8 protein-coding genes are annotated in these 14,134 nt (G+C 65.7%); 3 read left to right on the plus strand and 5 right to left on the minus strand.

Going from position 1 to position 14,134, the window contains the following annotated elements; translation table 11 throughout:
* Positions 1 to 75 precede the first annotated feature (75 nt).
* The 5 genes from MUN23_RS05325 to MUN23_RS05345 all read right to left on the minus strand — a co-directional run bounded on the left by MUN23_RS05325 (position 76) and on the right by MUN23_RS05345 (position 6,323).
* A complete protein-coding gene (locus tag MUN23_RS05325; protein WP_248762775.1) occupies positions 76 to 1,581 on the minus strand; it encodes a glycoside hydrolase family 32 protein in 1,506 nt (501 codons plus the stop codon).
* Positions 1,582 to 1,680: 99 nt separating this feature from the next.
* Positions 1,681 to 3,288, minus strand: a complete 1,608-nt coding sequence (locus MUN23_RS05330) for an ABC transporter substrate-binding protein (protein WP_248762777.1) — start codon at positions 3,286 to 3,288, stop codon at positions 1,681 to 1,683.
* 86 nt (positions 3,289 to 3,374) lie between these two features.
* Positions 3,375 to 4,334, minus strand: a complete 960-nt coding sequence (locus tag MUN23_RS05335; protein WP_248762779.1) for a carbohydrate ABC transporter permease — start codon at positions 4,332 to 4,334, stop codon at positions 3,375 to 3,377.
* Between the two features lie 7 nt (positions 4,335 to 4,341).
* Positions 4,342 to 5,316, minus strand: a complete 975-nt coding sequence (locus MUN23_RS05340) for a sugar ABC transporter permease (RefSeq protein WP_248762781.1) — start codon at positions 5,314 to 5,316, stop codon at positions 4,342 to 4,344.
* Entirely contained in the window at positions 5,313 to 6,323 is a 1,011-nt protein-coding gene (locus MUN23_RS05345; RefSeq protein ID WP_248762789.1) for a LacI family DNA-binding transcriptional regulator, read from the minus strand. Before MUN23_RS05345 ends, MUN23_RS05340 begins: the two co-directional genes overlap by 4 nt.
* A gap of 183 nt (positions 6,324 to 6,506) precedes the next feature.
* Between MUN23_RS05345 and MUN23_RS05350 the strand changes: the two genes are divergently transcribed.
* The 3 genes from MUN23_RS05350 (at position 6,507) to MUN23_RS05360 (ending at position 14,096) form a co-directional block, all read left to right on the plus strand.
* Positions 6,507 to 8,066, plus strand: a complete 1,560-nt coding sequence (locus MUN23_RS05350; RefSeq protein WP_248762791.1) for an FAD-dependent oxidoreductase — start codon at positions 6,507 to 6,509, stop codon at positions 8,064 to 8,066.
* Between the two features lie 65 nt (positions 8,067 to 8,131).
* Complete coding sequence (locus tag MUN23_RS05355) at positions 8,132 to 13,258, plus strand: DNA glycosylase AlkZ-like family protein (protein ID WP_248762800.1); 5,127 nt, start codon at positions 8,132 to 8,134, stop codon at positions 13,256 to 13,258.
* The gene (locus MUN23_RS05360) at positions 13,251 to 14,096 is read left to right on the plus strand and encodes an Fpg/Nei family DNA glycosylase (RefSeq protein ID WP_248762802.1); all 846 of its coding nucleotides are present in this window, start codon (positions 13,251 to 13,253) and stop codon (positions 14,094 to 14,096) included. Before MUN23_RS05355 ends, MUN23_RS05360 begins: the two co-directional genes overlap by 8 nt.
* Positions 14,097 to 14,134: the final 38 nt, after the last annotated feature.

Genomic DNA, 14,134 nt, shown 5'->3' on the forward strand with positions numbered 1-14,134 from the left:
CCGGGCTAATTCGCCGGCTGCACATGGGTCCGGAGCTCCAGTGCAGTGATGTCTTTGTTCGGTTGGGGTGCCGGTTCAGGCGTAATGAATGACGTCCAGGTTGGTGACCGTGGCCGTGCCACCGATGGAATAGAGCGCGAGGTCGGTACTGGTGGGTGCCGGGAAGATCAGTTCGGTCATGGTGACCTGGCCGTCCTGGGCGAAGACCTCAACGGAGCAGCGGTCCACGAAGATGGTGAGCTTGTAGGAGCCTTCGATCCCGCGGATAGGGGCGGTGTCGATGGAGGCGAAAGCTTCGTGGAAACCTGACTGTCCGGAATCGCGCCGGTCAACAACGAGGGTGCCTTCAACGGGCCTGACGCCGATGCGGGTTCCCTCGTCGCCGTCGCCGCGGACCACAAGCCCGAATTCCGTGGCGCTTCCGGGCGTCAGGGTGATATCTATGCGTTGGACGCTGCCCGCTGCACCGTCCAGGATGTGTGTACCCTCAGCGATTTCCGTGTGCGCGAGGCTGAACGCCCGGGCCGGGTCGGAAATTGAGGCGAAATCTCCGGTGGCCTCTTGAATCAGTCGCACCTTTCCGTCAAAGGTGCGGAGGGATACTTCGCGGCCCAGCGTCATGGGGCTGCGCCAGGGCGAGGTGGGGATCTGGTTGGCGTATTCCCAATTGTTCATCCAGGCGATCATGAGGCGCCGGTTATCGGGGACGTCGCTGAAAGAGACCGCGGCGTAGTAGTCCCGGCCCCAGTCCAGCCACTGGTACTCGCCCAGCCGGTCCGGGTCCTGGACGCCTTCGGTCACGGTGGTGGCCGAAGTGAACGCGGTCCCGTCGAATTCTCCGACGAAGTACTGCCCGGCGGAGCCGTTGTTGGGTCCGCCCGGGTTGAGGTTGACGGTGAGGACCCACTGAAGGTTCTCCGGGTCGCCATCGACCGGGAGGGGGAACAGGTCGGGGCACTCCCAGACACCTCCGGTGGCGTTGGCCGGGCCGAACGTGCTCAGCAACTCCCAGCTCTTCAGGTCCTCGGACTTGTAGAGCACCACATGGAAGTCCGTGGCTTCGACGGCGACCATGACCCAGTAACTGCCGGCGCCGCCGTCATACCTTATGACTTTGGGGTCGCGGAACTCAGCTGATCCGCGGTTCAGGACGGGGTTGGCGGTGTGTTTGCTCCACGTGTAGCCGTCGCGGCTGTAGGCGAGGGACTGGGCCTGGACGCCCTCATGTGCGGAGCCGGGTTTGAAGGCGCTGGTGTAGACCGCGACCAACGGTGGAGCCGAGTCGGTGCCGAATCCGCTGGTGTTGTCCCGGTCGAAGACGATACTGCCGGAGAAGATGTCCTCTTCCTCATCACAGGAGATGGCGACGGGGTGTTCGGTCCAGGTAACCAGGTCCGGGGAGGTGGCGTGTCCCCAGGACATGTTTCCCCACACGTTGTCCAGCGGGTTGTTCTGGTAATAGAGGTGGTAGACGCCTTCATGAAAAATCAGGCCGTTGGGGTCATTTAGCCAGGTGTTCCGGGCCGTGTAATGCAGGGCCGGCCGGAAAGTGTCGGCTGTCGTGGCGGTCGCGGCAGTCATGAAGGTCAGGTCTCGTTTCTTTGCAAGTCTGGGGAGCCCCTGTAAAGGGTTTCGTGGGCGGGTGGGCCGGTTTGCGCCGGCCCACCCGGTTTGTCGGAGCTAGGAGTTGCTCTTGTAGCGGTCGTAGGCCTGCTGGTAGACCTCAATCATTTTGTCGACGCCGACATTTTTGAGCTGGGAGACGTAGCCGTCCCATTCCTGCTCGATGCCGCCGGAGACGATCCACTTGGCCATGTTCTGCTTCACCAGGGAGGTGATGTCCGTCTGGATGGTGCTGATCTGCTGCAGTTCTTCGTTGGAGAGGGCGACCGGCGGGTAGCCGTCGTTGCCGGCGAAGGGCTTGTAGAGTTCGTTGACGGTCTTCTGGCGTTCGGCGGCGCGTGGTTCTGGCGCGACGACGGTGGTGAAGTTCTCGGCGGTGTTGGCCTTCGGGCCGCCCGGGGCGACCTTTTGGCGGCGTTCGCCTTCGCTGGTCCCGGCCGGGGCCGGGATCTGCGTCAGCAGTCCGCTGGCGTCCTTTTGCAGGGTTTCACCGATGGGTCCCCAGTTGGCCTGGGCGGACTGGATGGGGTCATAGAGGTTGTCGGCCCAGCGCATGGTCGCGGCCGGATATTTGTTGGCCCGGGTGATGGCGAAGGCGCCGCGGGCGATTTCCTGGTTGTTGGACTGGCTGGCGATCCGTTTGCCGTTCACGCCTTCCAGGACCGGGACCAGGGCGTAGTTGTTGGCGCGGTCAGCGCCGACCATTTCGGGGACTTCCCACCAGACGAATGAGCCGAGGTTTTCCGTGGCGGCTTTGCCCTTGGCCAGGTACGCCTTGTCATCCTGGGAGAAGGATTCGGGGTCGATCAGGCCTTCCCGGTACCACTCGTGCAGGGTCTGGATGGCTTTTTTGTAGCCGTCCTGGGTGGGGGTGAAGATGACTTTGTCGTCCTGGACGATGCGGTGGTCCATGTTGTCCGGCACTCCGCCGAGGGCGGCGATCAGGTCAACGATGTCCCCGCACCAGGAGCCGGGCATGAAGCTCAGCGGGATAGTTTTGCCGGTCCCGGAGGCGTCCTGGGTCTTGAAGGCCAGCAGTGCATCGTGGAACTCATCGATGGTTTTCGGCATCGGGATGTTGAGCTTCTTCAGCCAGGAAGTGTTGATGGCCAGTTCGTTGGGGAACTGGACCAGGCCGAGCTCCTCCACCGACGGCAGGGAGTAGATGTGCCCGTCCGACGAGGTGATGGCTGCCTTGATGTCAGGTCGTTCCGAGAGCATCTTGGAGAGGTTCGGGGCGTTCTTCTCGATCAGACCCTCGAGCGGGATGAGCGTGCCACTGGCGGAGTAGGTGGCGATCTCGGCGTCGGTCAGGCCGGTGTTGAAGAACGCGTCGGGCAGGTCACCGCTGGCCAGGATGAGGTTCTTCTTTTCCTGGAAGACCGTTTCGGGCAGGTTCTCCCAGTTGATGTGGACGTTGGTGGCTTTTTCCCATTCCTTGACCACGGTCATGGTGTTGTAGTCCGGTGCGAGAGCCGCCTTGGTGCCAGAGAAGGTCAGGTCGAGCTGCTTGCTGACGATCGGGAAGCCTGTTTCCTGGAAGCCGAAGTCCGCGGAGGCGTCTTTGATCTCCGTGGTGCCTGAGCCGCCGCCGGAGCAGGCGGTGAACATCAATGTTCCGGCCAGGACGGCGCCGAGGGCGGTGAATTTGCGGCTGAATGCCATGGTCATTCCTATTCTGAGGGGGTTACTGAGGTGGGGATGGTGCCGTCCGACGGCGATTGCCCGGGCGGTCTCCATACGGGAAGGAGCTATTTGACGGCGCCGATCATGGCGCCCTTAGTGAAGTGCTTCTGCATGAATGGCAGGGCAATCATGAGGGGCAGGCTCGAGACGACGATCATGGCGTACTTGGTGAGCTCTGCGATCCTTTGCGCGGCGGCATAGGATTCGATGTCTCCGCCGGTGGTTCCGGTGGAGGAGACGTCTGACTGGATGAGGATGTTGCGCAGGACGAGCTGCAGCGGGTATTTGGAGTCGTCGTTGAGGAAGATCAGTGCGTCAAAGAACGAGTTCCACTGAGCCACGACGTGGACCATGATCATGAGCATGATCAGCGGTTTGGACAGTGGGAGCACCATTTTGAAGAAGAATTTGAAGTCGGTTGCCCCGTCCATCTGCGCGGCTTCGCGCAACTCGTTGGGGATGGTGTGTTCAAAGAAGGACCTGGCGATGATCAGGTTCCACACGCCCACCGCGCCGGGAAGGACCACTGCCCAGACGGTGTCCAGCATGCCCAGGTCGCGGACCACCAGGTACTTGGTGATGAGTCCGCCGTCGAAGAACATGGTGATCACGAACAGGAGCATCAGGATCTTCCGGCCGGGCATGTCCTTGCGGGACAGTGCGTAGGCGCCGCACAGGATGGTGCTGACGCTCACGGCGGTGCCGAGCACGGTGTAGATGACGGTGTTGCCCAGGCCATTCCAGATGCGGCTGTCGGCGAAGATCCGTTCGTAACCCTCTGTAGTCACCCCGGAAGGAAACAGCCAGACCTTACCTTCGTACACGGCATTCGGGTCGCTGATGGAAGCGATGACGATGAAGTACAGCGGATAGACCACGGCCAGAATGGACAGCAACAGGACAGTGGTGGCGGCGATGTTGAAGGCACGGTCGCCGTATTTGTCGCGCAGCGACGGCTTGGGGAGGACCTGGCTGAGGGGCCGGTTCGGGTTCACGGTTGTGCGGGGGTTGGTTGTCAGGGACATTTCGGCATCACCACAGGGTCGCTTGGTTGGCCCGGCGCGCAATCGTGTTGAAGACGAGCAGCAGTGCCAGGTTGAGGAGGGAGTTGAACAGGCCGATGGCGGCCGAGTAGCTGAACTGCGCCTGCTGCAGGCCCGCGTGGTAGACGTAGGTCTGGATGATCTCCGAGCTTGAGAGGTTCAGCGGCGTCTGCATCAGCAGCGCCTTCTCGAAACCGACGTTGAGCAGGTTGCCGATAGCCAGGATGAACAGGATGGTCACCACCGGCATGATGCCCGGCAGGTCGATGTGCCGGATGCGCTGCAGCTTCGAGGCACCGTCGACCTTGGCCGCATCGTGGAGCGCCGGGTCGATGGCCGCCAGGGCCGCCAGGTACACGATCATCGAGAAGCCGGCGTTCTGCCAGACATCCGAGATCACATAGATAGGACGGAACCAATCCGCCGAACCCATGAAGAAGATCGGCTCACCGCCGCCCAGCTGGATGGCGTTGTTCACCAGCCCCGACCTCGGGGACAGAACTACGAACATGATGCCCACCACCACCACGGTGGAGATGAATGCGGGCGAATACAGCACCGTCTGCGTGAACTTCTTGAACCTCTCGCTCTGGAGCTGGTTGACCAGCAACGCCAGGATGATCGGAATGGGGAAGGCCAGCAGCAGGCCTAGGACGGCGATCCACAAGGTGTTACCGACCACCTGGCCGAACTGGTAAGAGTTCACAAACCTGATGAAGTGGGTCAGGCCCACCCAGGGGCTGTCCGTAAACCCGTCCACCGGGTTGTAGTTCTTGAAAGCGATCTGAACGCCGTACATCGGCCAGTACTTGAAGACCAGAACGTAGATGATCGCCGGGGCTAGTAATACGTATAACTGCCAGGCGCGGGAAATTCTCTTCATGCGGAGCGAAAGAGAAATTTTCCGCTGCGGCAACGGCGCCGCAGCAGGACGCCCGCGTCGGGCCGGGATGGTGCGGCTCATGGCATCTCCTTAGGATGAGTCACTGAATTCCGTTCAATCAGGGGGCAGTCCATGAGCTCGACCCGGCCATCGGGTTCCGCGTCCTGGAGGATCAGCTCAACCGCGCGCCGGCCCATGGCGACGAACGGCAATTCGAAAGTGGTCAATCCCGGGCGAAGAAACGGCGCCAGAGTCGCCTGATTATCAAACCCCACGATCGAGACGTCCCCGGGGATCGAGAGGCGCAGGTCCGAGACTGCTTGGTAAGCACCCCAGGCGCCGCGGTCGTTCGCGCAGAAAATTGCGGTGGGCGGGTTGCCGGAGGTCATCAGCTCCAGCGTGTACTTGTAGCCGTCCTCCTCACCGCCTGTACCGAAGCGGACCAGCGACGGATCAACGTCCAGCCCCGCTTCCTCAAGTGCCGCGCAGTAGCCCTCGTAGCGGCCGACGGCGGCAGGAAGTCCGCTTTCAAGGGTTTCGATATTGATCATCCCCACCCGGGCGTGGCCCGCCTCGAGCAATCGACTGGTGGCCGCGTAGCCGCCTTTGACCTCGTCCGGGGCGACACTCGGGACGAGGCCGGCCCGGTCCTGAGAATTCAGCACCACGGACCTGACGCCCGCCAGGGCCTCAGGAACCTCCAGCCAGCGGTGGTACATGGCGGCGTAGACCACGCCGGCGACCTTATAGGAGAGCATGGTGTCCAAAGACGCGGCCTCGAGCTCCCTATCACCACCGGTGTTTACCGAGAGCAGGAGGAGTCCGTCCTCCCAGGCCCGCTGCTGCGCGCCTTCGATGATGGCGCCCGCAAAAGGAGTGGTGGCCACGGAATCTCCGATGAAACCGATCATGCCGGCCACGCCCTCTCGAAGGACTTTGGCGTGGGCGTTGGTGCGGTAGCCCAGCCGATTCACGGCGTCCCGAACGCGCTTGCGCGTCTCCTCGGAGAAACGCGACCCGGAGGCTGAATTCAGCACCAGCGACACGGTGGCCTGTGAAACACCGGCAGCAGCAGCGACGTCGTGCATTGTCGGTCCTGACTTTGGCCGCGATCCAGCCATAATGGGCACCTCCTCGGGCCAGTTGCTTTCGTGGGTTATTCGTATAACTTCGTAAACTGTATCCTGCCTCACATCCGGCGTCAACAGTGTGCCCGCATCCCCAGCGCGGGCTCTGGGCCCGACACGTCATGATAAGTACACTTGGCTTCCATGACGTCGCTCTGGTTGGACCGCGGGCAATCCTTCAGTACTGACGCGTTCGAGACTGACCCATTCGAAGCAGGCAACAGCTACGACACCGTGGTGGCAGGAGCCGGGCTGACGGGGCTGGTCACCGCGCTATTGCTCGCGCGGTCGGGGCAGCGGGTCCTCGTCCTGGAGGCCCGGTTTCCCGGGGCCGTGACCACCGGAAACACAACGGCGAAAGTGAGTCTGCTGCAGGGGACCGTCCTGGCTGCCCTGGCCAGGCAGTATGCGCAGAAGCAGGTTGGGGCCTATGTAGAAGCCAACCGGGAGGGGCAGTCGTGGCTGCTCCGCTATCTCGACGAACACCACGTGCCGTATCAGCGCCGGGATGCCTACACGTACGCCACCACCGCCCAAGGGACCGAGCGGCTGCTTGAGGAACTCGGCGCAGCGACCACCGCCGGCCTGGACGTCGAGTACGTCCGCGATGCACGCCTCCCCTTCCCCATCCAAGGCGCCCTGCTCCTGACCAATCAGGCCCAAATCAACCCGATGGACGTCCTGGACACGCTGCTGAAGGACGTTCGGGCCCGCGGCGGGAGCGTGGTGGGCGGGACCCGGCTGCGAAATGTCTCCGGAAGCGGGCCGCTGACTGTCCACACGGACCAGGGCACAGTCACCGCCAACAACGTTGTTCTCGCCACCGGAATCCCCATCCTGGACCGCGGGCTCTACTTCACAAAACTCAAGCCCCTGCGCTCCTACGCCGCGGCCCTGGAGCTGCCTGCCGGAGTCACCGCGCCGCCCGGAATGTACCTCTCGGCCGAGGAACCCACCCACTCCTTGCGGGATTATGCGGCTGACGGCCGTCACTTCCTGTTGGTGGGCGGGCACGGGCATCAGGTGGGGCGGACCGGATCGGAGAAATCCCATCTGTCGGGCCTCTTGGACTGGGCTACCGGACACTTCCCGGGTGCGGTAACCACCCACACGTGGTCGGCCCAGGACTACCAGGCCACCAACCTCATGCCCTTCTTTGGCAAACTGCCACGGGGCCGGGGCCACATCTTCTTCGGCACCGGATACAACAAGTGGGGCATGACCAACGCGGTGGCCGCCGCCCTGGGCATCTCCGCGGACATCCTCGGCGGCCACCTCCGCTGGGCCAACACGATCCATCACCGCGTGACGTCTCCGGGCGGGGCAATGACCGCCGTCGCCGTCAACGCGGGAGTGGCTGCGCGGCTGGCCACCGACTGGGGGAAGCTGGCGGTTGGCAAGTCGGTGATTGGCAGGCCGGTGGTTGAGCCTGCCGAAAACGGGGTGCCGACAGGCCCACCCACCGGAGGTCCCGTACCGGCCGACGACGGCGGCAGGGTCTACCGCGATGGCGCGCGGCCCGCGGCGGTCTCCACAGTGGACGGCACCACGTGCAGGCTCTCCGCGGTCTGCACGCATCTGGGCGGGATCGTCCACTGGAACGACAGCGAACTGACCTGGGACTGCCCGCTCCACGGCTCGCGCTTCAGCCGCGACGGCAAGCTCCTCGAAGGACCCGCCACCAGGGATCTTCCGAGGCTCTAGCAGGGTTGATCCGCGCCTCCAGCGGTGCCGGCAATACTGTCGGTGGGGTAGGGCATGATGGAGGAATGCAGGAGCAGCAACCGCCGGGAGCGGAGCCGGACGCCCTTCCTGGCACTCCCATGGGCCGTTTCAGCCGGCCCACCCGGGACTGGTTCCTGGGTGCATTTGCGGAGCCCACCCCTGCCCAGACCGGCGCCTGGAACGCGATCTCGTCCGGCTCGCATGCACTGGTGGTGGCGCCCACCGGATCGGGCAAGACGCTCGCGGCGTTCCTCTGGGCCCTGGATCGTTTGCTCGTTGAGGCGCCGGCCCCTGATCCGGAACTGGGTGACGCTGTATTGCCGGGCGTGGATGCTATATCGGTCAAAGGGGGGGTGAAAGGGCAGGCCAAAGGACGACGCCCCCGCCCGCCCAAACGCAGGACCCGCGTCCTGTACATCTCGCCGCTTAAGGCCCTCGGCGTGGATGTGGAACGCAACCTCCGCTCGCCGCTGATCGGAATCACCCAGACTGCCAAGCGGCTGGGACTTCCAGCGCCCCTGATCACCGTGGGGGTCCGGTCCGGTGACACCACGACGGCGGACCGTCGCGCGCTGCTCAGCAACCCGCCGGACATCCTCATCACCACGCCGGAATCGCTGTTCCTGATGCTCACCTCCAGGGCGCGCGAGACCCTCACCGAGGTGGACACCATCATCGTTGACGAGGTCCACGCCGTCGCCGGAACCAAACGTGGCGCGCACCTGGCGGTCTCGCTGGAACGGCTGGATGCACTGCTTCCCAAGCCCGCCCAGCGGATCGGGCTCTCCGCAACGGTGGAGCCCCGCGAGTTGGTGGCCCAGTTCCTGGCCGGTGCTGCGCCGGTGGAAATAGTGGCCCCGCCGTCACGGAAAAACTGGGACCTCACCGTATCCGTCCCGGTGGAGGACATGTCCGACCTCCCGGGCGCCGCCGGCGCCTTTGACTCCGGTCCGGCATCAGGCCTGCAGCCCCAGGCCTCGATCTGGCCCCATGTGGAGGAAAAGATCGTTGACCTGGTGCTGGCCAACCAGTCCACCATCGTCTTCGCCAACTCCCGTCGGCTGGCTGAACGGCTCACGGCGCGGCTCAACGAGATCTACGCCGAACGGCAACTGATCGCGGTCGGTGGTGGCTGGGACCCACCTGACTCGGATGCTGTTGAATCAGGCACCCCGGGTGTCCCCGCTTCCACGGCGACTCCGGCCCACATGATGGCGCAGGCCGGCAGCACGGCGGGAGCCGATCCTTTGTTGGCCCGCGCCCACCACGGCTCCGTTTCCAAGGACCAACGGGCACTGATTGAGGACGATCTCAAGTCCGGCCGGCTGCGCTGCGTCGTGGCCACTTCGTCCCTGGAACTCGGCATCGACATGGGCGCCGTGGACCTCGTGGTGCAGGTGGAATCACCGCCGTCGGTGGCCAGCGGGCTCCAACGTGTGGGCCGCGCCGGCCACCAGGTGGGGGAAATTTCGCAGGGAGTGCTGTTTCCCAAGCACCGGGCAGATCTGGTGCACACGGCCATCACCGTGGAGCGGATGCTCGAAGGAAAGATCGAGCGGCTTTTTGTCCCGGCCAATCCGCTGGACATCCTGGCCCAGCAGACCGTCGCGGCCACCGCCCTGGGCAGCATCGATGTGGAGGAATGGTTCGCCACCGTCCGCCGGTCCGCCCCGTTCGCGTCCCTCCCCCGGTCCGCCTACGAGGCCACCCTTGACCTGTTGGCCGGCCGGTACCCGTCGGACGAATTCGCGGAACTGCGGCCCCGGATCATCTGGGACCGGAACGCCGGCACCATCGAAGGCAGGCCCGGCGCCCAGCGGCTTGCCGTGACGTCCGGCGGAACCATCCCGGACCGCGGCCTCTTCGGTGTGTACATCATCGGCACCGAGGTGGAAGGCTCCGGTGCGCCGGGAGCGGACGGCAAACCTGCCGCGTCACCGGCAAAAGGCGGCCGCCGCGTGGGCGAACTGGACGAGGAAATGGTCTACGAGTCCCGGGTGGGCGACATTTTTGCGCTGGGCGCCACCAGCTGGAAAATCGAGGACATCACCCACGACCGCGTCCTGGTCTCCCCCGCCTTCGGCCAGCCGGGCAAACTCCCCTTCTGGAAGGGGGATTCACTGGGTCGGCCCGTTGACCTGGGCCGCGCGCTGGGCGCCTTCGTGCGTGAACTGTCCGCGTCCGACGTCGGCCCTGCCACCGAACGCTGCAAGGCCAGCGGGCTGGATGAATTCGCCGCCAACAACCTGATCCAGTACCTCAGTGAACAGAAGCTCGCCACCGATGTTGTCCCCTGCGACACCACGCTGGTGGTGGAGCGCTTCCACGACGAACTGGGCGATTGGCGAGTGATCCTGCACAGCCCGTTCGGGATGCCGGTGCACGCTCCCTGGGCACTCGCCGTCGGGCAGCGCCTTCATCAGCGGTACGGCCTGGACGGGTCGGCCATGGCGGCGGACGACGGCATCGTGCTGCGGGTCCCCATGATGGAGGACGAGCCGCCCGGCGCCGAGCTGTTCCTGTTTGATCCCGACGAGCTGGAACAGATTGTCACCGCCGAGGTGGGCGGGAGCGCGCTGTTCGCCTCGCGTTTTCGGGAGTGTGCCGCGCGTGCCCTGCTGCTTCCCCGGCAAACCCCCGGCAAGCGGCAGCCGCTCTGGCAACAGCGCCAGCGGTCGGCGCAGCTGCTCGACGTCGCCCGGAAATACCCCACGTTCCCCATCGTGCTGGAAACCGTCCGTGAATGCCTGCAGGACGTGTACGATCTCCCGGCCCTGAAGGACATTGCGGCCTCGGTGGAACGCCGCGAACTCAGGATCGTGCAGACCACCACGCAGCAGCCGTCGCCGTTCGCCAAGTCCCTGCTGTTCGGGTACGTGGCCCAGTTCCTGTATGAAGGGGACTCGCCCCTGGCCGAACGCCGGGCCGCAGCCCTGGCCCTGGACTCGACGCTCCTGAACGAGCTGCTCGGCCGCGTTGAGCTCCGTGAACTGCTGGACGCGAAGGTCATCGAGGCCACCGAGCTTGAACTCCAGCGCGTTGCGCCGGACCGCCGGGCCCGGGGCATGGAAGGCGTCGCCGACCTGCTCAGGTTGCTGGGTCCGCTGACCCCGGAAGAGGTCGCCGCCCGCCTGGAGGCTGCGCCGGTGCTGGAGCCGCTGCCGGCGGTTGAGCCTGCCGAAACCCCGCAGCCCACCGAAACCCCGGTGGTTGAGCCTGTCGAAACCCCACATGCCGACACTCCGCTGGCCACGACGCACCTGAGCGCACTGCTGCGGGCCAACCGGGCCATCAGAGTCAACATCGGCGGTGCCGAGCGCTACGCCGCAGTCGAGGATGCCGCCCGGCTTCGTGATGCCATCGGCGTTCCGCTTCCCATGGGCGTTCCCCTTGCCTTCATCGAACCGGTGGCAGACCCCCTGGGCGACCTGGTTTCCCGGTACGCGCGCACGCACGGACCCTTCACGTCGGCGGAAGCGGCAGCCCGGTTGGGGCTCGGCGTCGCCGTGGTGGGCACCGCGCTGAAACGGCTCGCCGCGGACGGCCGGGTGGTGGAAGGCGAGTTCCGGCCGCACGCCGCTCCAGCGGAACAGGCTGCCCGCTATGGGCCATCGGACGAAACACCAGTTGAGGATGTCCAAACGGGTCGGCCGCTCCCGACAGAGCCCACGCAGACGCATCTTCCCGCCCCCACCACCAGCGAATGGTGCGATGCCGAAGTGCTCCGCAAGCTCCGGCGTCGTTCGCTCGCAGCACTGCGCGCCGAAGTGGAACCGGTGGACGCCGCCGCCTATGGGCGCTTCCTGCCGGCCTGGCAGAATGTCCGCACGCCGGGCGCCGGGCGCGGGCAGCCGTCCCTGCGGGGACTGGACGGCATTGTCACCGCGATCGACCAGCTTTCCGGCGTGCCGGTACCGGCTTCGGCGTGGGAGCCGCTGGTCCTGGCCAGCAGGGTTTCGAACTACCAGCCCGCCATGCTCGACGAGCTTATGGCCGCCGGCGAGCTCCTCTGGTCCGGGGCCGGAGCGTTGCCTGGAAACGACGGCTGGGTCAGCCTCCACCTGGCCGATTCCGCCGAACTGACGCTGAATCCCGCCGTCGAATACGAACCCGGAGACGCGCAGCAACGCCTGCTCGACCACCTGAGGAACAACGGCGGCGGCTACTTCTTCCGCCAACTGAAGGACGTGGCAGGCGGCATGGACGCGGTGCCCAGCGACCAGGAAGTGGTGTCCGCGCTGTGGGATCTGGCGTGGGCGGGCCGCATCACCGGCGACACCTTCGCCCCGGTCCGCGCCCTCATCGCCGGCGGCCACACGGCGCACCGCCAAGTAGCGCGTTCACCCCGCGCCCGCGCCCCCAGGCTGAGCAGGCTCGGCCGCTCGCACGGCACCGGCCTCCTGGGATCGCCCGGGCTGGGCTCCCCTGGACTGGGCTCCCCTGCGCTGGGCGGCGGACGGTACGGCTCATTGTCGGGCACTGCGGCAACTCCCCCGCTGGCCGCGGGGCGTTGGTCTGCCCTGCCCTCGCCCGAGCTGGACGCCACCATCCACGCCCGCGCCACGGCTGAACTGTTGCTGGACCGGTATGGCGTGGTGACCCGGGGATCCGTCATGGCGGAGCAGATCCTGGGCGGGTTCGGCCTGATGTACAAGGTGCTGGCCCGGCTGGAAGAGGCCGGACGCTGCCGCCGCGGATACTTCATCGAGCACCTCGGGGCCGCCCAGTTCGCTGTCCCCGCAACCGTGGACCGGCTGCGCTCCTATTCCGAGGACACCCAGCTGGCCAAGCCCGAGCCAATGGCACTGGCCCTTGCAGCCACGGATCCCGCCAACCCCTATGGGGCTGCTTTGTCCTGGCCTGCCCTCGACGTGGAGGCAGGAACGGGCCACCGACCTGGACGGAAAGCCGGGGCGCTGGTGGTCTTGGTGGACGGCGCCCTGGTCCTCTACGTGGAACGGGGCGGGAAAACGCTGCTGGCCTTCAGCGAGGACGCGGCCGTGCTGTCCGCCGCCGGCGCGGCCTTGGTAGGTGTGGTCACCCGGGGAGCGGTGGACAAGCTCATCATGGAGAAGGTCAACGGCCACGGCATCCTGGACACCCCGGTGGCGGCCGCACTCACCGCCGCCGGGGCATACTCAACGCCCAAGGGTCTGAGGATCCGTGCCTGAGGGCGACTCCGTCTGGCGGGCGGCCGCCGAACTGCACAAGGCCTTGGCTGGGCAGACGCTCACCGCCTCGGACTTCCGCGTGCCGAGGTTCGCCACGCTCAACCTGGCCGGCTGGACCGTGGAGGAGGTGGTCCCCCGCGGCAAGCACCTCCTGATGCGCGTGCTGGGACCGGACGGGAATGGACCGGAGGAGCGGAAACTCACCATCCATTCGCACCTGAAGATGGAAGGCACCTGGCAGGTCTATCCGCCCGGAGGGCGCTGGCGGAAGCCTGGATTCACCGCCCGGTGCGTTCTGCGCACGGCGGCAGCGGACGCCGTCGGATTCTCCCTGGGCATCGTGGAAGTGGTCCGCACCGCGGACGAGGACACCATCGTCGGCCACCTGGGTCCGGACCTGCTGGGTCCGGACTGGGACCCGGCCGAAGCGGAGCAGCGGATCCGTGCGGCACCCGACGTGCCCATCGGCGTCGCCCTGCTGGACCAGCGCAACCTGGCGGGCATCGGCAACATCTACCGCTGCGAGGCCTGCTTCCTGTCCGGTGTGCATCCGGCGACACCGGTCTCAGCTGTCCACGACCTCAGGACCCTGATGACGGATGCCAAGCAGCTGCTGGAAGCCAACCTGGGCCCGGGACGCCGGGTGACCATCCTTAATCCGCGAGGCATGCCCGTCGGGCGGATGGCGGGCCGTCCGGGCTACTGGGTTTACCGGCGGGAACACCAGCCGTGCCTGAAATGCCGGACCCCCATCCGCCGCGGCGCGCTGGGCAAACCCAACGGCGAAGAGGAACGGGACATCTACTTCTGCCCCCAGTGCCAGCCAATGCTGCCCTAGGCGTCGTGTCCTGAGAAGTCCCAGGCGGTCCTAGGGCG

This window comes from Pseudarthrobacter sp. SSS035 (assembly GCF_023273875.1).
In the GTDB taxonomy this organism is placed as follows: Bacteria; Actinomycetota; Actinomycetes; order Actinomycetales; family Micrococcaceae; genus Arthrobacter.

What these genes read in the sequence shown, in the direction of transcription:
- MUN23_RS05325 (WP_248762775.1), bottom strand. Translation starts at nt 1,581, where the DNA reads ATGACTGCCGCGACCGCCACGACAGCCGACACTTTCCGGCCGGCCCTG.
- MUN23_RS05330 (WP_248762777.1), bottom strand. Translation starts at nt 3,288, where the DNA reads ATGGCATTCAGCCGCAAATTCACCGCCCTCGGCGCCGTCCTGGCCGGA.
- MUN23_RS05335 (WP_248762779.1), bottom strand. Translation starts at nt 4,334, where the DNA reads ATGTCCCTGACAACCAACCCCCGCACAACCGTGAACCCGAACCGGCCC.
- MUN23_RS05340 (WP_248762781.1), bottom strand. Translation starts at nt 5,316, where the DNA reads ATGAGCCGCACCATCCCGGCCCGACGCGGGCGTCCTGCTGCGGCGCCG.
- MUN23_RS05345 (WP_248762789.1), bottom strand. Translation starts at nt 6,323, where the DNA reads ATGCACGACGTCGCTGCTGCTGCCGGTGTTTCACAGGCCACCGTGTCG.
- MUN23_RS05350 (WP_248762791.1), top strand. Translation starts at nt 6,507, where the DNA reads ATGACGTCGCTCTGGTTGGACCGCGGGCAATCCTTCAGTACTGACGCG.
- MUN23_RS05355 (WP_248762800.1), top strand. Translation starts at nt 8,132, where the DNA reads ATGCAGGAGCAGCAACCGCCGGGAGCGGAGCCGGACGCCCTTCCTGGC.